Here is a 19,501-nt window from a genome sequence, read left to right as displayed (position 1 = left end):
CCTGCCCCGGCGCGCCCGCCGCCAAACCCGGGGCTCCGCTCCCCCGTCGACGAATCAATTCGACGGGGATTCTGCCCAAAATTGACGTTCCGTCCCCTCTTCGGCTGCTCATATGCAGAATCTCCACCACTTTCGGACAACGGACCGTGTACGAAATCGGGGGGCAATTAGAGTAGGGGGATGCTGAAGACCGACAATAATCCGCTTGACGCGCCAGAGACCGATCCGTTTGATGTTGCACGGACCGCCGCTTCTGAAATCGCCGAAGCCACGGGCGTAGCCCGCCACGACATCGCCCTGACCCTGGGCAGCGGATGGGGCAAGGCCGCCGATCTCATCGGCGAGACCACGCACACCCTCGACGCGCAGTACATCACCGGTTTCAGCGCACCCGCCCTGGCCGGCCACGCCGGCACGCTGCGTTCGGTGCTGCTGCCCAGCGGCAAGCGCGCCCTCCTCATCGGCGCCCGCACCCACTATTACGAAGGCCACGGTGTGCGCCGGGTCGTGCACAGCGTGCGCACCGCCGCCGCCACCGGCGCGACGACCATGATCCTCACCAACGGTGCCGGCGGCATCCGGGAGACCTGGAAAGCCGGCACCCCCGTGCTGATCAGCGACCACATCAACCTCACCGCCGACTCGCCCCTCGAGGGCGCGACGTTCGTCGACCTGACCGACCTCTATTCACGCCGCCTGCGCGACCTGGCCCGCACCATCGACCCGTCGCTCGACGAGGGCGTGTACTGCCAGTTCCGCGGCCCGCACTACGAGACGCCGGCCGAGGTGCAGATGGCCAAGGTCATCGGTGGCCACATCGTCGGCATGTCGACCGCCCTCGAGGCGATCGCCGCCCGCCAGTCGGGCATGGAGATCCTCGGTCTGTCGCTGATCACCAACCTCGCGGCCGGAATCCAGCAGGACCCGCTCAGCCACTCGGAGGTGCTCGAGGCCGGAAAGCTCGCCGAGCCCGTCATCAGCGCGCTCCTCGCCCGGATCGTGGCCGCACTGTGAGCCTCGACAACACCGACCCGCAGCTCACCGGCCGGCATTCCGCCGACGCCGACGCTGCTCCCGCGTCCGATGCCGGCACCGGCACCGGCGCCACCGAAACAGTCCTGCCCGACACGATGGTCATCAACACCATCGACGCCGACGACGACGCAGACACCAGCACGGATGCCGTGAGCGGCAGCGAGACCGGCACCGACTCCGCTCCGGCCGCTGCTGCCACGCCGACCGTGATCGCCGTGGCCAATGCCTGGCTCAGCCAGGACCCCGATCCCGAGACCCAGGCCGAGCTGCGCCTCCTGCTGCGCGGGGCCGGCGACGGCGACGCCGTCGCACTCGCGGAGCTGCACGCCCGCTTCGACGAGCGCCTCGCCTTCGGCACGGCGGGTCTGCGCGGCGCCATCGCCGCCGGCTCCAACCGGATGAACCGCGTGCTCGTCTGCCAGGCAGCCGCCGGCCTCGCCGCGTTCCTGAAGAAGACCACCGCCTCGGGCCGGGTCCCCTCGGTCGTCATCGGCTATGACGGGCGTAAGAACTCGCAGGTCTTCGCCACTGACTCGGCCGCGATCATGGCCGGTGCCGGGGTGCGCGCCATCCTGCTCCCCCGCCTGCTACCGACCCCCGTGCTCGCGTTCGCTGTGCGCCACCTCGACGTCGGCGCGGGCATCATGGTCACCGCCTCGCACAACCCTCCCAACGACAACGGCTACAAGGTCTACCTGGGCGGCGCCAACCAGGGCTCCCAGATCGTTTCGCCCGACGACGCCGCGATCGCGGCCGAGATCCTGCGCGTCGCCGCGGAGGAACGGGTTCCCGACCTGCCCCGGGCACCCTACGAGACGGCGCCCGAGTCGATCGTGCAGGCCTACATCGACGCGACGGCAGGTCTCGCCCGCCGGCCCCTCGCACAGGTCAACACGGTTTACACGGCCCTGCACGGCGTCGGCTGGGACACCACCCGCCGGGTGTTTGAAGCCGCCGGCTTCGACCTGCCCACGCTCGTCGACGCCCAGATCGCCCCGGATGCCGCCTTCCCCACGGTCTCCTTCCCCAACCCCGAAGAACCCGGCGCGATGGACCTCGCCTATGAAACGGCCCGTGAGACCGGCGCCGAGCTGATCATCGCCAACGACCCCGACGCCGACCGCCTTGCGATCGCCATCCCGCAGGAGGGGTCCCCCGACGGGTACCGGCGCCTCAGCGGCAACGAGGTCGGGGCGATCCTCGGCTGGCGAGCCGCGGAACTGGCCGCAAGCGCCACCGGTGACGGCGGTGCCACCGGCACCCTCGCGTGCTCCATCGTCTCCACCCCGGCGCTGGAGGCCGTGGCGAAGGCTTACGGGCTGCGGTTCACCGACACCCTCACCGGCTTCAAGTGGGTGTCGCGCGCGCCCGACCTGATCTTCGGCTTCGAGGAGGCCCTCGGCTACCTCGTGAACCCCGAAACCGTGCGCGACAAAGACGGCATCTCCGCCGCCGTGGCGCTGCTCTCCCTGGTCAGCAATCTGAAGGCGGAGGGCGTCACCCTCGCCCAGCACCTCGACCGTTTCAGCGAACGGTTCGGCCACTTCGCCTCCGGCCAGATCTCGGTGCGCGTCACCGACCTGACCGAGATCGAGCAGGTCATGGCGCGGCTGCGCGAGACACCCCCGGCCTTCGTCGGTAGCATCGCCGTCGACCACATCGACGACCTCTCCGAGGGCTTCAACGGCCTGCCGCCCAGCGACGTGCTGCGCATCCGGCTGACCGACGGCTCCCGCGTCATGGTGCGCCCGAGCGGCACCGAGCCCAAGCTCAAGGTCTACCTCGACACCAGCAGTTCCGTCGGCACGGTCGCCGAACGCCGGGCCGCCGCGGAGGCAACCCTGGCCGAGCTCGACCGGGGTATGCGCGTGCTGATCGCCTAGACCCGCGAAACGCGGTGCAGCATCCGTTCGCACGGCGCGCGGGTGTTGCGCCGCTGCGCGGGTGGCGTGTCACGCGCGCAAGGGCGCAGCTGCAGCGCACCGCCGCGAGGGCGTCAGCCCAGGGCGGTCTCCAGCTTGGCGGTGAGCTCGTCCACATCGAAGTAGTTGTCGATCACGACGATATCGGCATTGGTCTTGCCGATGGCGTCGACCAGCTCCGACGAGGTCAGGATGACCTGGGCATCCGCCCCGACCGTGCTCACCCCGGCGATGTCGGTGGCCGTGACGAAAGCCTCGATATCGAGGCGTTTGAGCGCGCGCTCGGCGTTGATTTTGAGGATGGCGGAGGTTCCCACTCCCACCCCGCAGAGTGCGACGATCTTCATGAGGGCTCCTCGGTTGCGGTCGGCACGCCGAGCAGGGCACGGATGGCGTCGGCATCCGTGGCCGCGGCGAGCGAGGGGATGACGTGCGCGTCGTTGAAGACGTTGGCCAGCTCGGCCACGAGCAGCACGTGCTCGTCGGAGCTGGTGACGGCGAGCCCGAGCACCACGCTGACCGGGTCGTTGTGCGGATGTCCGAACGCCACCGGGTCGGCCAGGGTCACGATGCTGAGACCCTCGGTGTGCACATCGGGTCCGGGTCGGGCGTGCGCGAGCGCCAGCCCGGGCGCGATGACCACGTAGGCACCGAATTCCTCGATGACGGCGATCATTCGCTTCGTGTATTCGGGGGCGGTTGCGCCGGAGCGCTCGAGGGCGTCACCGGCGGCGGCCACCGCGCCGCGCCAGTCGTCGACCTGGACGCCGATCGCGATGGCTTCAAGGGGCAGGGGCGGAAGGGGCATGGGAACTTTCACGGGGTAGGGGGTCGGCTTTCGCGAGTCGCTCAGGCGCTTTCGAAACCGGCGACGATGGCGTCCGCCAGCTCTTCGCGTTCGTCGAGCGGAAGGAACGCGGCCTGCGCCGCGTTGAGCTGGAAGACCTCGAGGTCGTCGATGTCGTAGCCGAACGCGTCGCTGAGCAGCGCGAGTTCCTGGGTCAGGGTGGTGCTGCTCATCAGGCGGTTGTCGGTGTTGACCGTGACCCGGAAGCCCAGCTGGTAGAGCAGGTCGAAGGGGTGGTCGAGCAGGTCCGCGCCCCACGCGGCGATTGCGCCGGTCTGCAGGTTGGACGACGGGCTGAGCTCGAGGGCGATTTCGCGGTCGCGCGCCCACTGCGCCACCGGGCCGAGCGTGACGTAGGTGTTCTCCGCGTCTTCGCGGCCGATCACGATGTCCTCGGCAAGGCGCACGCCGTGGCCCAGGCGCAATGCCCGGCCGTCGTAGAGCGCCCCGCGGATGCTCTCCAACCCGTCAGCCTCGCCCGCATGCACGGTGACGGGCAGGAAGGCCTTCGCGAGGAAGTCGAACGCGTCCCGGTGGTGGTGGGCCGGGAACCCCAGTTCGGCCCCGGCGATGTCGAAGCCGACAACCCCGATGGAACGATGCCGCACGGCGAGTTCCGCGATCTCCAGGCTGCGCTCGGCATGCCTCATGGCCGTGATCAGCTGGCCGATCCGAATGCGGGACCCGGCGCCCGCGACCAGCGCGATGCCGGCCTCGATGCCCTCCTGCACCGCCTCGACGCTCTGGTCGAGGGTGAGGCCGCGGGCCAGGTGCTGCTCGGGGGCCCAGCGGATCTCCCCGTAGATCACGCCGTCGGCGGCGAGGTCCTCCACGAACTCGCGGGCCACGCGCACCAGGCCTTCGCGGGTCTGCATCACGCCGACGGTGACGTCGAAAGTCTTCAGGTAGTCGACCAGGGTGCCGGAGTCGGCCTGGGTGCTGAACCAGGACCCGAGCGATCGGGCATCCGTCGCCGGCAGCGCCAGCCCGACCGCGTCGGCCAGCTCGATGATGGTCTGCGGGCGCAGGCCGCCGTCGAGGTGGTCGTGCAGGGAGATCTTCGGCAGTGCGTTGATGCTCGTGCCGGCACCGGGCAGCAGGTAGTCCTCAGGGCTCGTGTTCACCCCTTTAATCTACCGGCTGGGTGCTGAGAGTCACACTGCTGGGCCGAGCCGGCCCGCACATCCGTTCAGATGCACGGGCCGAGACCGGCCGGGCGGTTCAGCGGCCGATGCGCTCGGCGATCAACGGGCCGCCGTCCTGCACGGGCTCGTCGGGGTCTCCGATGCGATATGCGCCGTCCACGGCCTCCAGGGCCCGCACGAAGCGCTCGGGCTCGTCGGCGCTGAGGGTGAACAGGGGCTGGCCGGCGCGCACGGTATCGCCGGGCTTGGCGTGCAGATCGATGCCGGCGGCGTGCTGCACCGGATCCTGCTTGCGGGCGCGGCCGGCGCCGAGGCGCCAGGCGCCGATGCCGAATGGCAGCGCCTGCTGCTCGACGAGAACACCGTCTCGCAGGGCGGTGACGACGTGGGTCTCGCGGGCCACGGGCAGCGGGGCGTCGGGATCGCCGCCCTGGGCACGGATCACGTCGCGCCACTTGTCCATGGCGCGCCCGTCGATGAGGGCGGATTCCACGTCGACGTCGGTGATGCCCACCAGAGCGAGCATCTCCCGGGCCAGGGCCACGGTGAGCTCGACGACATCCGCCGGCCCGCCGCCGGCGAGAACCTCGACCGATTCACGCACCTCGTTGGCGTTTCCGATCGCGAGCCCGAGCGGCACGTTCATGTTGGTGAGCAGAGCGGATGTCGCCACGCCGGCGTCCTCGCCGAGGGCCACCATGGTGCGGGCGAGCTCCCGGGACCGTTCGATGTCTTTCAGGAACGCACCCGACCCGAACTTCACGTCCAGGACGAGGGCGCCGGTGCCCTCCGCGATCTTCTTCGACATGATCGACGACGCGATCAGCGGGATCGCCTCGACGGTGCCGGTGATGTCGCGCAGCGCGTAGAGCTTGCCGTCGGCCGGGGCCAGACCGCCGCCGGCGGCGCAGATCACGCCGCCGAATTCCTGCAGCTGCGCGAACATCTCCTCGTTGGTGAGGTGCGCACGCCAGCCGGGGATGGATTCGAGCTTGTCGAGGGTGCCGCCGGTGTGGCCGAGGCCGCGGCCGGACAGCTGCGGCACGGCCGCACCGAAGACCGCCACGAGTGGCATCAGCGGCAGGGTGATCTTGTCGCCGACGCCGCCGGTGGAGTGCTTGTCGGTGGTCGGCTTGCCGAGTCCGGCGAAGCTCATCCGCTCGCCGCTGTTGAGCATCGCCATGGTGAGATCCTTGATCTCCCGACGGTTCATGCCGTTCAGGAAGATCGCCATGGTCATGGCGGCCATCTGCTCGTCGCCGACGTAACCGCGCGTGTACGCGTCGATCAGCCAGTCGATCTGCGGCGTGCTGAGCTCGCCCCGATCACGCTTGGCATGGATCAGGTCCACGGCGTCGAAGGCCTCGATACGGTTCTCGTTGGTGCTCACAGCTACTCTTCCTGATATTCGGCGAGCTGCCTCGGCCCGAAGGCGTCCGGCAGCACTTCATCGATGGTGCGCACACCCGACACGGTCTCCAGCAGCATGCCGGGCGCGGAATGTTCGTACAACAGCTGACGGCAGCGGCCGCAGGGCATCAGCGTTCGGCCGTTGCCGTCGACGCAGGTGAACGCGACGAGCTGGCCTCCCCCGGTCAGGTGCAGCACGGAGACGAGGGCGCATTCGGCGCAGAGGGTGAGCCCGTAGGAGGCGTTTTCCACGTTGCATCCGCTGATCACACGACCGTCGGTGACCTGCGCCGCGGCGCCGACCGGGAACTTCGAGTACGGCACATAGGCCTGGGCCATCGCCGTCGTCGCGGCCTCCCGCAGCGCGGCCCAGTCGATGTCGCCGGCCGCTGGCGAGGCGCCATGGCTTACGCCGGTCACGATTTGATGTAGGGCTTGCCGGATGCCGCCGGTCCCCGCGACGTTCCGACGAACCCGGCAACGGCGGCGATGGTGATCAGGTACGGCAGCATGAGCATGAACTCGCTCGGCACCGGCGAGCCGATGACACTGAGCACGTTCTGCAAGTTGGTCGCGAACCCGAACAGGAGGGCGGCCAGCGTGGCCCGGATCGGATCCCAACGGCCGAAGATCACGGCGGCCAGCGCGATGAAGCCGGCTCCGGCGGTCATCTCCTTGCCGAATGCGCCCACCGAACCGAGGGTGAAGTAGGCGCCGCCGAGGCCGACGATCGCGCCGGCGAGCGACACATTCCAGAACCGGGTGCGGCCGACGTTGATGCCGACGGTGTCTGCCGCCTGGGGGTGCTCACCCACGCTGCGGAGGCGCAGGCCCCACCGGGTGTGGAAGATGCCGTAGTACACCAAGGCGACGGCCACGTACATGATGTAGACGATCAGGGTCTGCCGGAACAAGACCGGCCCGATGATCGGGATCTCGCTGAGCAGCGGGATGTTGATCCGCTCGAATCGAGGCGGCTGGTTGAGCAGGGCCGCGTTGGGCGCCATCACCTGGGAGTAAAGGAATCCGGTGACGCCGATCACGAGAACGTTGAGCACGACACCGACGATGACCTGGTCGACGAAGTACTTGATCGAGAACGAGGCGAGCACCATCGAAACGAGCACGCCGGCGAGCATGGCCGCGACGAGGCCGAGGATGGGCTGGTTGGTCAGGGACGCCACCATGGCCGAGGTGAACGCCCCGGCGAGCAGTTGCCCCTCGATGGCGATGTTGACCACGCCGACCCGTTCGGAGATGACACCGCCGAGGGCGCCGAAAATCAGCGGTACGGCCAAACTGAGCGAGCCGAACAGCAGCCCGGGCACCGGGATGGACTCGCCGGCGGCAGCCCAGACCAGGAATCCGATCAGGAAGAGCACCGCGTAGACGGAGATCAGCCAGATCGGCACCTGACGCCTGGACTGCACCAGCCACACGCTCACGCCCGTGATCAACAGCAGCAGCACACTGATGACGATGCCGGTCAGCCGGGTGGGCAGCAGGAGATCGGAAAGCTGGATCAGGTCGCTCGAGGTGGAGAGCCGCATGGTGCTGACCCCCTCGCGGCCGAAGGCCACGAAGAGCGCGAAGGCGACGACGGTGAAGATCGCCAGGGCGATGGGCGACTTCCAACTCTTCACGATTTCGAAGTCGGGGCGATCGTCGGCGGTGGATGATACGGGCTGGACGGCCGGGGCAACGGTGCTCACTGTGCAGCCACCTCCTGGGAAACGTTGGGCAGTGCCCGTCGGGGCGCGGAGCCCGGGGCCGGCAGTCGGAAGATGGCCCGCACGAGAGGCGGAGCCGCGATGAAAAGCACGATCAGTGACTGCACGACGAGCACGATGTCGATCGGCACACCCTCCGCCGCCTGCATCGAGAAACCGCCGGCCTTGAACGCGCCGAACAGGATGCCCGCGGCGAACACACCCCAGGGCTTGGAACGGCCCAGCAGCGCGACCGTGATCGCATCGAAGCCGATGCCGGAGTCGAGTCCGGCGCCGAAACCGCTGGTCGTGGTGCCGAGCACCTGGTTGATGCCGGCCAGGCCGATCAGTCCGCCCGAGAACAGCATCGCGTAGACGTAGATGCGCTTGACGCTGATGCCGGCGACGCGCGCCGCGTGGGGGTTCAGTCCCACGGCCCGGAACTGGAAGCCCAGGTTCGACCGGGACAGCAGCCACCAGGTGAAAACCGTGGCGGCGATGGCCAGGATGAAGCCGAAGTGCAGCGAGTACGTCGAGCCGAGAAGGTCCGGGAAGACCGCGGTGACCTTCGTCGCCGGGCTCTTCGGGTTGTTCGATCCGGGGGTCTTCAGGAAGCCCTCGCGCAGCAGGTAGCTGACCAGGTAGAACGCGACGTAGTTGAGCATGATCGTGGTGATCACCTCATGGGCGCCGGTGCGGGCCTTGAGCAGACCCACGATCCCACCCCAGAGGGCGCCACCGAGCACGCCGGCCACGAGGGCCGCGACCATGTGCAGGCCGTAGGGCAGGTCGACGGCGAAACCGACCCAGCCGCCGAGGGCGGCGGCGATCAGCATCTGGCCGCGACCACCGATGTTGAACATGCCCACCCGGAAGCCCAGCGCCACGCCGAGCCCCGCCATGATCAGCGGGGTCGCGAAGGTGAGCGTCTCGGTGAGCGGCTTGATGCCAGCGGCGAAGCTCGGCCGACGGAAGTTGTAGACCGACCCCTGGAACAGGGCCGAGTAGGCGCCGGACACGGAGTACCAGACTTCCCGCAGCAGGTCGCCGGGCCGGGAGAAGAAGTAGCCTGCGGCTTCCTGAACACCCTCGTTGGTGAAGGCGATCATGATGCCGCCGACGAAGAGCGCGAGCACGACGGCGAGCACGGAGATGATCGCGTTGCCGGTGGTGATCTCGCGGAACGCCTGGTTCCAGCGGGACGGCTGTTCGGGGGCCGGGCTTGACGGCGTTCCTGACGTGGTCGTGGGACCCTGTGTCGCGCTCACGCGGCAGCTCCTTCTCCGGCGGGCGTTTCGCCGGCCATCATCAAACCGAGTACGGCGCGCGGCGTGTCACCGGGGACGATGCCGACGATGCGACCGCGGTACATGACCATGATCCGGTCCGCGAGGGCTGCCACCTCGTCGAGCTCTGTCGAGATGACGATCACGGGCGTGCCGGCATCCCGGGTGGCCACGATGCGTTCGTGGACGAACTCCACCGAGCCGACGTCCAGCCCGCGGGTGGGCTGGGCGGCGACGAAGAGGCGCAGATCGCGGCCGAGCTCGCGGGCGAGCACGACCTTCTGCTGGTTGCCGCCGGAGAGCTTGCCGACCGGGGTCTCGATGCCCTGGGCGCGCACGTCGAACTCTGTGACTTTTTTTTCGGCGAACGCGGCGAGGACGGCCCGCTGCACGTTCCACCGTTTGACGAAGGGGAGCGCGTTCGAGCGGTCGAGCATCAGGTTCTCGGCGATGGTGAACTCACCGACCAGTCCGTCTTCGTTGCGGTCTTCCGGCACGAATCCGACTCCGGCGTCGAGTACCTGGCGCACCGAATGCCCGCGCAGCGACTTGCCGTCGAGGGTGATCTCCCCGGAGACCCGCGATTGGAGCCCCATCATCGCCTCGGTGAGTTCGGTCTGGCCGTTTCCCTGTACCCCGGCGATGGCCAGGATCTCGCCCTTGTGCACCTCGAAGCTGACGTTGTTGACCAGGATCTGGCCGTGCGGGTCGAGCACGGTGAGGTTCTTCACCGACAGAACCGCCTCACCGGGCAGTGCCGGGGACTTGTCCACGGTGAGGTCGACCGCACGGCCGACCATCTGGGTGGCCAGCTCGACGTTGCTCGCGGTCGGGGACGCCTCGCCGACGACCTTGCCCAGACGGATGACGGTGATCCGGTCGGCGACCTCGCGCACCTCGCGCAGCTTGTGCGTGATGAACACGATGGAGGTGCCGCTCGCCTTGAGCTGGCGCATGATGACCATCAGCTCGTCGGTCTCCTGCGGCGTGAGCACGGCGGTGGGCTCGTCGAAGACGAGCACCTTCGCGTCGCGCGAGAGCGCCTTGATGATCTCGACCCGCTGCTGCACGCCGACGGGGAGGTCTTCGACGAGCGCATCCGGGTCGACGTCGAACCCGAACCGCCGGGAGATCTCGCGCACGTGCTTGCGGGCCGCGGGCAGGTCGAGGCGACCGCCGGCCTTGGTCTCCTCATGCCCGAGCATGACGTTCTCGGCGACGGTGAACACCGGGATGAGCATGAAGTGCTGGTGCACCATGCCGATGCCGGCGGCCATGGCGTCGCCGGGGCCGCTGAAGTGCTGCACCACGTCGTCGAGGAGGATATCGCCCTCTTCGGCCCGGTACAGGCCGTAAAGAACGTTCATCAGGGTGGATTTCCCCGCGCCGTTTTCGCCGAGCAGTGCGTGGATTTCTCCGGCCTCGACGGTGAGGTCAATGTGGTCATTCGCGACCAGGGCACCGAATCGCTTCGTAATGCCTCGAAGTTCGAGCTTCATGTCGTCGATTCTATTCAGTGGCGAGCGAAAGTTGACGCTCTTGCTCATATGTTGGCGGGGTGGCACGGTTCGCTCGGGTGTGCAGGCATCACGGCCTGCGACATCCGCCCACTAACGCAGGAGGGGAGGCCCGCATGATGCGTGCCTCCCCGACTGCGTCTGAGTGCTGTTTCGGTGCTACTTCGGGGTCGCGGGCGACTCAACCTTGAGAGCGCCGCTGATGATGTCGGCCTTGATGGCCTCGATCTCGGTCATGACCGCGGGGTCGACCTTGGACTCCCAGTCGTGGAGCGGGGCGATGTCGACGCCCTCGTTCTCGAGCGTGCCGACGTAGGGGGTGGACGAGAAGTCGCCCTCAGCGTCGTCGAGGATGATCTGCTCGGTGGCATCCGTCATCTGCTTGAGCACCGAGGTGAGGTACAGCGAAGCGAACTCGGGCGTGGTCTCGAACAGGTCGCTGTCGACACCGATGATGGCGACGTCCTTGCCGGAGTCCTGAATGGCCTGCGCGGTGCCCTGGAAGAGCGGTCCGGCAACCGGGAGGATGATGTCAGCGCCGGCATCGATCAGGGTGGTGCTGAGCGCCTTGCCCTGGTTGATGTCGTCGAAGCCACCGGCGAACAGGCCGGTCTGGGTGGCCTTGTCCCAGCCGCTGACGGTGACGTCGGTGCCCTTCTTCTCGTTGTGGTACGCGACGCCGTCGACAAAGCCGTCCATGAAGATGGTGACCGACGGGAACTGGAGTCCGCCGTAGGTGCCGACGACTCCGGTTTTGGTGGTGCCCGCGGCCAGGTAGCCGGCCAGGAACGCGGCCTGCGCCGTGTCGTACAGCACCGGCTTCACGTTGTCGAGCGTCAGCGGGCTGAAGTCGTCATTGGAGAGCGCGGAGTCGATCAGCGCGAAGTTGGTGTCGGGAGCGGCCTGGGCGGCATCGCGGGTGGCGTTGGAGAGGGCGAAACCGACGGTGAGGACGAAGTCGCAACCCTGGTCGACCATGCTGGAGACGTTCGGGCCGTACTGGTCTTCCGACTTGGACTCGGCCTGCTGGAATTCGATGCCGAGGTCGTCGGAGGCCTTGGTGATGCCCTCGAAGCTGGACTGGTTGAAGGACTTGTCGTCGAAGCCGCCGAAGTCGGAGACGATGCAGGGCAGGTAGTCGGATTCGGCACCGCCACCAGCGGTTCCCTCATCGGTCGGCGCCGGCGCACAGGCCGCGAGAAGGGCCACGACGCCCAGCGTGGCAAGGCCGCTGAATGCGACCCGTCGTTTCATGATTGTCAAAATGACCTCCAATGGTCGCCCGGCGCGGGTTCGCAAGGGGCTGTATTGGGTTACACGCTATCGAATGATTCTCTGCTCAGAGGAGCAAAACGGGCCCGTGGGCGAAAGGTTATCAAGACGCGATACTGGTCCACGGAAAGCCTGCCGGACGCCCCGGCCGAATCGGGCCCGAAAATGCCCTCGATCGGGGGGTTTTATGCCCTTAGAGCACGTCGTTGCTGCCGGACAGCTTCAGCGCGTCGACGACGGCCTTGACCTTCTGCGCGTTGGCGCTGGTAGTGATGAGGAGGGCGTCCGGGGTGTCGACCACGACGATGTCCTCGACGCCGATCAGGGCGATCATGCGCCCGGTGTGGCTGACCACGATCCCGCTCGAGGAGTCGGCAAGCACCCGGGCACCGTCGCCGAGGATGGCGAGATCGCGCTTGCGGCCGTTGGCGTGGATTTTCGCGATCGATGCGAAGTCACCCACGTCGTCCCAGTCGAACTGACCGGGGATCACGGCGAGCTTGCCGCGGGCGGCCGCCGGTTCGGCGACCGAGTAGTCGATCGCGATCTTTTTCAGGCGGGGCCAGACGCGGTCGACCACGGCGCCGCGGCGCGGGGTATCCCAGGCCTCGGCCAGTGCGAGCAGCCCGGCGAGAAGTTCGGGCTCGGACGCCCCGATCTCTTCGAGCAGGCGGTCGGCGCGGGCGATGAACATGCCCGCATTCCAGAAATAAGTGCCGTTGGCCAGGTAGTCCTGGGCGGTGGCAAGGTCGGGCTTCTCCACGAAGGAGTCCACCGACAGCGCGCTGGCGGCGCCTGCAATGTGCAGCGCGCCGGCGGTCTTGATATAGCCGAAGCCGACGGCCGGCTCCGTGGGCTGGATGCCGATGGTGGCGATGTAGCCGGCGTCGGCGGCGCGCACGGCCTCGGCGACCGCCTGGCGGAACAGGTGGTGTCCCTTGATCACGTGGTCGGCGGCGAAGGAGCCGATGATGACGCCCGGTTCGCGTTTCTCCAGAATCGCCGCGGCCAGGCCGATGGCGGCGGTGGACTCGCGCGGCTCGCTTTCGAGCACCACGTTCAGGTCGGCGAGCTCGGGGAGCTGCTCCTCGACAGCGGCGCGATGCGCGCGGCCGGTGACCACCATAATGCGCTGCTCGCCGGACAGAGGTGCGAGGCGATCCCAGGTGGCCCGGAGCAGGGTCTGGCCGGAGCCGGTCAGGTCGTGCAGGAATTTGGGGGCGTCGGCGCGGGACAGCGGCCACAGCCGGGATCCGATCCCACCGGCGGGAATCACGCTGTAGAAACGATCGAGTGGTTCCGTGGAAGGCAGCATTCGGCCAGACTACCGCCCGGCCCACGCCGTTCACGGTGCGTTCACCTGCCCGCCGGAGGGCGTGCCTACGCTCACCCTCATGAGGGTTGCACTCATCACCGAAAGTTTTCTGCCTACGGTCAGCGGAGTCACCACGAGCGTGTGCAAGGTGCTCGAACATCTTTCCCGCACGGGCCACGACGCGATGGTCATCGCCCCGGCCGGCGCCCCGGCCGAGTACGCCGGGTTCCCCGTGCACGGTGTTCCCGCGGCACGCTACCGGCAGTTCCCGGTGGGAATGCCCAGCCCGCAGGTGCACCGGCTGCTGGCCGATTTCGCCCCGGACGTGCTGCACGCGGCGTCTCCGTTCCTGCTCGGCGCCCAGGGCATCGCGGCCGCGAACCGGCAGGACGTCCCCAGCGTCGCCGTTTTCCAGACGGATGTCGCCGGTTACGCCCGCCGCAACCGGCTCGGCCCGGCCGCGCAGTCCGCCTGGCGTTTCGTCAAGTGGGTGCACGAGGGAGCCGATCTCACCCTGGCTCCCTCCTCCGCGTCGATGGCGGACCTGCGCCGCATCGGCCTGCGGCGGCTGGCGCACTGGACCCGCGGCGTCGACCTGGTCGGCTACCACCCCAACCGGAGATCCGACCCGGAGGCGTCGGCGCTGCGGAGCCGGCTGGCCCCGAACGGGGAGGTCGTTGTGGGCTACGTCGGCCGCCTGGCGCCGGAGAAGCAGGTGGAGAGGTTCCGGGCCCTGCGCGGGCTGCCGGGCATCCGTCTCGCCCTCGTCGGCGACGGCCCGTCGCGGCCGGCACTCGAGCGGGAGCTCGCCGGGATGCCGGTGACCTGGCTCGGCCGCCTGGACGGGGCGGATCTCGCCCGGGCCTACGCGAGCTTCGACCTGTTCCTGCACGCGGGCACCGAGGAGACCTTCGGCCAGACCCTGCAGGAGGCGCACGCCGCCGGGCTGCCGGTCGTCGCACCGCGGGCCGGCGGCCCGATCGACCTGGTCAGCCACGGCGAAAACGGCTTCCTCTTCGTTCCGGACGACGAGAGCGACCTGCGCCGCTGCGTCGCCCGGCTGGTTCTGGACCCTGCGTTGCGGCGGCGGATGGGCGAGGCGGGACGCCGGAGCGTGCTCGGTCGATCCTGGGAAAACGTGTGCGGCGCGCTGCTGGCGCATTACGAGCAGGTCGTCGACGAACGAGCCGCCGTTCGCGCCATGGTTGCGGTTCCGCTGTCAATGCAGCGCTAGCCGGACATTCGCGTTTTATCTCGGCACAGAGACACTTATGATTGATTCACGTGCGCACGGCGCATTGTCGGCCTGATTCGTCGAGGCCGTTACTCAGCCAGGGAGGGTTGGTCATGCCAGAGCAGGCAGCGACACTGACATCCCAGCAGAAGACGACATCACGTCGCCCCGCCGGAACCCTGTATCGGGGCCGTGAGGGCATGTGGTCGTGGGTCCTCCACCGCATTACGGGTGTTGCGATCTTCTTCTTCTTGCTGGTTCACATCTTGGACACCGCGCTGGTGCGCGTCAGCCCGGAGGCCTACAACGCGGTCATCAGCAGCTATCAGACGCCGATCATGGGCCTCGGCGAAACCGCGCTCGTCGCGGCCATCGTGTTCCACGCCTTCAACGGGATTCGGATCATCCTGATCGACTTCTGGAACGCCAAGTATCAGAAGGCCATGTTCTACGTCGTGATCGCCCTGTGGGTGGTAACGATGCTCGCTTTCGTGCCGCGCCACCTGATCAACGTGTTCAGCCACTAGAACGGGGAGAGCCATGACATCCACAATCGAAGCTCCCCGAAGCCCCTACTCTCGCGCGCCGCGCTCCCGCGGCGTGAACTGGGAGAAGTGGGGCTGGATCTACATGCGCGTCTCCGGCGTCGTGCTGGTCGTGCTCATCTTCGGCCACCTCTTCGTCAACCTGATGGTCGGCGAGGGCGTCAGCGCCCTCAACTTCGCTTTCGTCGCCGGCAAGCTGACCACCCCGTTCTGGATGGTCTGGGACGTTCTCATGCTCTGGCTCGCCCTGATCCACGGCGGCAACGGCATGCGCACACTGGTCAACGACTACGCCACTCAGCGTCTGACCCGCGGCATCCTGAAGTCCGCCATCCTGGCGGCCGTCGTGATCCTGATCGTGCTCGGCACGCTCGTGGTCTTCACGTTCGATCCCTGCCCGGCCGGTTCGCCCGCCGATCTTCTTCCCTCGTTCTGCTCGGCCATTTAGGAGCTGCAAACACCCATATGACTACGGATGCTTTAACCGCGCCCTCAGAGTCCACCGTCGTCGACGGTGTGCACTACCACAAGTTCGACATCGTCATCGTGGGAGCCGGGGGTGCCGGTATGCGTGCCGCCATCGAAGCCGGCTCCGGCGCCAGCACGGCCGTAATCTCCAAGCTGTACCCGACGCGCTCGCACACGGGTGCGGCGCAGGGCGGGATGGCCGCGGCCCTCGCCAACGTCGAAGAAGACAACTGGGAATGGCACACCTTCGACACGGTCAAGGGTGGCGACTACCTGGTGGATCAGGACGCGGCCGAGATCCTCGCCAAGGAAGCCATCGACGCGGTCATCGACCTCGAGAACATGGGCCTGCCCTTCAACCGAACGCCGGAGGGCAAGATCGACCAGCGCCGGTTCGGCGGCCACACCAGCGACCACGGCAAGGCGCCGGTACGGCGTGCCTGCTACGCCGCCGACCGCACCGGCCACATGATCCTGCAGACGCTCTACCAGAACTGCGTCAAACGCGGCATCAACTTCTTCAACGAGTTCTACGTGCTCGACCTGGTCATGACACCGGTCGACGGGGTCGACCAGCCCTCGGCCGTCGTCGCCTACGACCTGTCCACCGGCGAACTGCACGTCTTTCAGGCGAAGGCGTTCATCTTCGCCACCGGCGGGTTCGGCAAGATCTACAAGACCACCTCCAACGCTCACACCCTGACCGGTGACGGCGTGGGCATCGTGTGGCGCAAGGGCCTGCCGCTCGAGGACATGGAGTTCTTCCAGTTCCACCCGACCGGACTGGCGGGCCTCGGCATCCTGCTCACCGAGGGCGCGCGCGGCGAGGGCGCCATCCTCCGCAACGCGGCCGGCGAACGGTTCATGGAGCGCTACGCGCCCACCATCAAGGACCTCGCCCCGCGGGACATCATCGCCCGTTGCATGGTCAAGGAGGTCGCGGAAGGCCGCGGTGCCGGTCCGAACAAGGACTACCTGTACCTCGACTGCACCCACCTCGGTGCCGAGGTGCTCGAGACCAAGCTGCCCGACATCACCGAGTTCGCCCGCACCTACCTGGGCGTCGACCCGGTCACCGAGCCGGTGCCGGTCATGCCCACCGCGCACTACGCGATGGGCGGCATCCCCACCAACGTGAACGCGGAGGTGCTGCGCAACAACACGACCGTCGTGCCCGGCCTCTACGCGGCCGGCGAATGCGCCTGCGTGTCCGTGCACGGCTCCAACCGCCTCGGCACCAACTCGTTGCTCGACATCAACGTCTTCGGCAAGCGGGCCGGCAACAACGCCGTCGCCTATGTCGCGACGGCCGAGTTCACGCCGCTGCCGACCGACCCGGCCCGGGGTGTGCGGGAGCTGCTGGAGGGCATCCGCACCTCGACCGGAACCGAGCGCATCGCAGTGCTCCGCAAGGAGCTGCAGGAGACGATGGACGCCAAGGCGCAGGTGTTCCGCACCGACGAGTCGCTCTCCGACGTCACCAACGTGATCCACGGCCTGCGCGAGCGGTACAAGAACATCGGCGTGCAGGACAAGGGCCGCCGGTTCAACACCGACCTTCTCGAGGCCGTCGAACTCGGCTTCCTGCTCGACCTGGCCGAGGTCGTCGTGTTCTCCGCACGCAACCGCAAGGAGAGCCGCGGCGGGCACATGCGCGACGACTTCCCCCTGCGCGACGACGCCAACTACCTCGTGCACACCATGGCCTACCTGACCGGAGACCCGCTCTCCGCCGACGCCGCCGACCACATTGCGCTCGACTGGAAGCCGGTCACCATCACGCGCTACCCGCCGATGGAAAGGAAGTACTGAGTTGAGTACCGCAACCGCAACCGCTACCGCACCGACAACGGCGAGTGCCCCGGTCGTGCCGGAGGAAATCCAGTCCTTCACCGTGACCCTGATCATCCGCCGGTACAACCCGGAGGTCGACGACGAACCGCACTGGGACGACTTCGACGTGCAGATGTACCCGACGGACCGCGTACTCGACGCTCTGCACAAGATCAAGTGGGAGCAGGACGGCTCACTGAGCTTCCGCCGCTCCTGTGCGCACGGCATCTGCGGCTCGGACGCCATGCGCATCAACGGCCGCAACCGCCTGGCCTGCAAGACCCTGATCAAGGACCTCGACATCACCAAGCCGGTGTACGTGGAGGCGATCAAGGGCCTGCCGCTGGAGAAGGACCTGATCGTGGACATGGAGCCGTTCTTCGAATCGTTCCGTGCCGTGCAGCCGTTCCTGGTGGCGAACAACGCCCCCACCGACGGCAAGGAGCGGATCCAGACCGTCGCCCAGCGCGAACGCTTCGATGACACGACGAAGTGCATCCTCTGCGCCGCATGCACGTCGAGCTGCCCGGTGTTCTGGACCGACGGACAGTACTTCGGTCCGGCCGCGATCGTCAACGCGCACCGCTTCATCTTCGACTCGCGCGACGACAACGCCGCCGTACGCCTCGACATCCTGAATGACAAGGAAGGCGTGTGGCGCTGCCGCACGACCTTCAACTGCACCGAGGCCTGCCCCCGCGGGATCCAGGTCACGCAGGCCATCTCCGAGGTCAAGCAGGCCATGCTCCGCGGCACCGTGTAGCCGGTCCAAACCCTGGCCGGTCTTGTCACGACCTTTCGTCGTGGCGAGACCGGCCTTTCGCTTTCTCCGTCGCCCGGCTGCCGCTTAGGCTGAGCGGGTGAATACTCCCACGGCGATCGACCGGACCAAGACCCTCATCGCGCGGGTCATGCGCTCGCGCCCGGTGCGGGTCTTCACCCGGTTCGGGGAAAGCGGCGGCGGCATCCTGGCCGGCGGCATGTCCTACCAGGCCATCTTCGCGACCTTCGCGGCCCTCTGGCTGACCTTCTCCATCGCGGGACTGTGGATCACGTCCAATCCCGACCTCGAGCTGACGCTCTACTCCTTCATCAACCAGTCCGTCCCCGGGCTGATCGGCGAGGAAGGCGTGATCGACCCGAGCGTCCTCGCCGACGCCAGGGTCTTCGGCTGGTCCGGCGTCATCGCACTGGTCGGCCTGCTCGCGACCGTGCTCGGCTGGCTCTCGACAACGGCGCAGGCGGTGCGCACGATCTTCCGGATGCCGCCCGACAAAACCTTCATCCTCCTCGTCAAGCTGCGGGAGCTGGGCCTCGGAGTTTTGTTCGCGGTCGTGCTCGTGCTGTCGGCGTTGATCTCGATCGCGAGCACCGAGGCGCTCGGGGCCCTGTTCGGGCTTGTCGGGGTGTCCCGGGATTCGTTCTGGTTCAACGCCGCCGCACGCGCGGTCGGCCTGCTCCTCGTGCTCCTGATCGACACGATCACCCTCGCCGCACTGTTCCGGGTGCTGTCGCGGGTGCGGATCCCCGTCCGCCAGCTCATCACCGGCTCCATCCTGGGCGCGGTGGGCCTCGGCGTCCTCAAAGTCCTCGGCAGCACGCTGCTCGCCGGCGCCGGCCGCAACCCGCTGCTCGCCGCATTCGTGGTGATCATCGGACTGCTGATCTGGTTCAACCTGACCAGCACCCTGACACTGCTCGCGGCATCCTGGATCGCCGTCGGCATGGACGACGCCGGGTTATCACCACGACGGATCAGCGCGGACGAGGTTGCCACCGAGAAGCGCCGGCAGGAGGAGGAGGCCTTCCGCGTGGTGTTGCAGGCCGAGCTTCGGGAGGCCCGCCTCGCGCACGACACCGCGAGCTGGCCCCGCCGGCTGCTGACGGGACGGCGCCTGCACGCCGCCGAGAAGCGAGCCGCTGGGCTGACGAACGACGGCCCCCGGCCTGAGCCAAAGTAGAA

At 67.9% G+C, this 19,501-nt stretch carries 18 protein-coding genes; 8 read left to right on the top strand and 10 right to left on the bottom strand.

Translation table 11 applies throughout. From position 1 onward, the window contains the following. Positions 1-180: 180 nt before the first annotated feature. The gene (locus tag E3O18_RS14190; protein WP_134395259.1) at positions 181-1,014 is read left to right on the top strand and encodes a purine-nucleoside phosphorylase; all 834 of its coding nucleotides are present in this window, start codon (positions 181-183) and stop codon (positions 1,012-1,014) included. Further along, the gene (locus E3O18_RS14185; RefSeq protein ID WP_241978200.1) at positions 1,011-2,918 is read left to right on the top strand and encodes a phospho-sugar mutase; all 1,908 of its coding nucleotides are present in this window, start codon (positions 1,011-1,013) and stop codon (positions 2,916-2,918) included. Before E3O18_RS14190 ends, E3O18_RS14185 begins: the two co-directional genes overlap by 4 nt. Before the next feature lie 113 nt (positions 2,919-3,031). Here the strand turns inward: E3O18_RS14185 and E3O18_RS14180 are convergent, their stop codons facing one another. The 10 genes from E3O18_RS14180 to E3O18_RS14135 all read right to left on the bottom strand — a co-directional run bounded on the left by E3O18_RS14180 (position 3,032) and on the right by E3O18_RS14135 (position 13,458). After that, entirely contained in the window at positions 3,032-3,304 is a 273-nt protein-coding gene (locus E3O18_RS14180; RefSeq protein ID WP_104100338.1) for a PTS sugar transporter subunit IIB, read from the bottom strand. Beyond that, positions 3,301-3,765 carry a PTS sugar transporter subunit IIA gene (locus E3O18_RS14175; protein WP_134395260.1) on the bottom strand — a complete coding sequence of 155 codons (465 nt, stop codon included), beginning with the start codon at positions 3,763-3,765 and terminating at the stop codon, positions 3,301-3,303. The genes E3O18_RS14180 and E3O18_RS14175 overlap by 4 nt, the downstream gene beginning before the upstream one ends. A gap of 41 nt (positions 3,766-3,806) precedes the next feature. Beyond that, positions 3,807-4,928, bottom strand: a complete 1,122-nt coding sequence (locus E3O18_RS14170; RefSeq protein WP_134395261.1) for an adenosine deaminase — start codon at positions 4,926-4,928, stop codon at positions 3,807-3,809. A gap of 97 nt (positions 4,929-5,025) precedes the next feature. Further along, a complete protein-coding gene (locus E3O18_RS14165) occupies positions 5,026-6,339 on the bottom strand; it encodes a thymidine phosphorylase (RefSeq protein ID WP_134418375.1) in 1,314 nt (437 codons plus the stop codon). 2 nt (positions 6,340-6,341) lie between these two features. Beyond that, positions 6,342-6,779: a cytidine deaminase gene (locus tag E3O18_RS14160; RefSeq protein ID WP_255570047.1), complete on the bottom strand. Its 438-nt coding sequence runs from the start codon at positions 6,777-6,779 to the stop codon at positions 6,342-6,344. Beyond that, positions 6,776-8,005, bottom strand: coding sequence for an ABC transporter permease (locus tag E3O18_RS14155; RefSeq protein WP_241973497.1), 1,230 nt, complete (start codon positions 8,003-8,005; stop codon positions 6,776-6,778). Before E3O18_RS14155 ends, E3O18_RS14160 begins: the two co-directional genes overlap by 4 nt. A 62-nt stretch (positions 8,006-8,067) precedes the next feature. Next, positions 8,068-9,336 (bottom strand): ABC transporter permease, encoded by a 1,269-nt coding sequence (locus tag E3O18_RS14150; protein WP_166784597.1) that lies wholly within the window; start codon positions 9,334-9,336, stop codon positions 8,068-8,070. Continuing rightward, complete coding sequence (locus E3O18_RS14145; RefSeq protein WP_134395263.1) at positions 9,333-10,853, bottom strand: ABC transporter ATP-binding protein; 1,521 nt, start codon at positions 10,851-10,853, stop codon at positions 9,333-9,335. Before E3O18_RS14145 ends, E3O18_RS14150 begins: the two co-directional genes overlap by 4 nt. 177 nt (positions 10,854-11,030) lie before the next feature. Then, positions 11,031-12,125: a BMP family ABC transporter substrate-binding protein gene (locus E3O18_RS14140; protein ID WP_134395290.1), complete on the bottom strand. Its 1,095-nt coding sequence runs from the start codon at positions 12,123-12,125 to the stop codon at positions 11,031-11,033. Between the two features lie 211 nt (positions 12,126-12,336). Further along, entirely contained in the window at positions 12,337-13,458 is a 1,122-nt protein-coding gene (locus E3O18_RS14135) for a mannose-1-phosphate guanylyltransferase (protein WP_134395264.1), read from the bottom strand. 79 nt (positions 13,459-13,537) lie between these two features. Here E3O18_RS14135 and E3O18_RS14130 point away from each other — a divergent pair, with 79 nt between their 5' ends. The 6 genes from E3O18_RS14130 (at position 13,538) to E3O18_RS14105 (ending at position 19,499) form a co-directional block, all read left to right on the top strand. Further along, the gene (locus E3O18_RS14130; RefSeq protein ID WP_134395265.1) at positions 13,538-14,692 is read left to right on the top strand and encodes a glycosyltransferase family 1 protein; all 1,155 of its coding nucleotides are present in this window, start codon (positions 13,538-13,540) and stop codon (positions 14,690-14,692) included. A gap of 113 nt (positions 14,693-14,805) precedes the next feature. Beyond that, on the top strand, positions 14,806-15,219 hold the full coding sequence (gene sdhC, locus E3O18_RS14125) for a succinate dehydrogenase, cytochrome b556 subunit (RefSeq protein ID WP_134395266.1): 414 nt from the start codon (positions 14,806-14,808) through the stop codon (positions 15,217-15,219). A gap of 13 nt (positions 15,220-15,232) precedes the next feature. Beyond that, positions 15,233-15,685, top strand: a complete 453-nt coding sequence (locus E3O18_RS14120; protein WP_104100347.1) for a succinate dehydrogenase hydrophobic membrane anchor subunit — start codon at positions 15,233-15,235, stop codon at positions 15,683-15,685. 17 nt (positions 15,686-15,702) lie between these two features. After that, positions 15,703-17,517 (top strand): succinate dehydrogenase flavoprotein subunit, encoded by a 1,815-nt coding sequence (sdhA, locus tag E3O18_RS14115; protein ID WP_134418374.1) that lies wholly within the window; start codon positions 15,703-15,705, stop codon positions 17,515-17,517. Positions 17,518-17,572: 55 nt separating this feature from the next. Then, the gene (locus E3O18_RS14110) at positions 17,573-18,301 is read left to right on the top strand and encodes a succinate dehydrogenase iron-sulfur subunit (protein ID WP_134395291.1); all 729 of its coding nucleotides are present in this window, start codon (positions 17,573-17,575) and stop codon (positions 18,299-18,301) included. Between the two features lie 97 nt (positions 18,302-18,398). Further along, on the top strand, positions 18,399-19,499 hold the full coding sequence (locus E3O18_RS14105; protein ID WP_134418373.1) for a YihY/virulence factor BrkB family protein: 1,101 nt from the start codon (positions 18,399-18,401) through the stop codon (positions 19,497-19,499). Positions 19,500-19,501 lie beyond the last annotated feature (2 nt).

Origin of the sequence: Cryobacterium sp. TMT2-42-4, from assembly GCF_004402645.1 — a bacterium.
GTDB lineage: Bacteria > Actinomycetota > Actinomycetes > Actinomycetales > Microbacteriaceae > Cryobacterium > Cryobacterium sandaracinum.
This window is presented reverse-complemented; position numbering and strand designations above follow the sequence as displayed.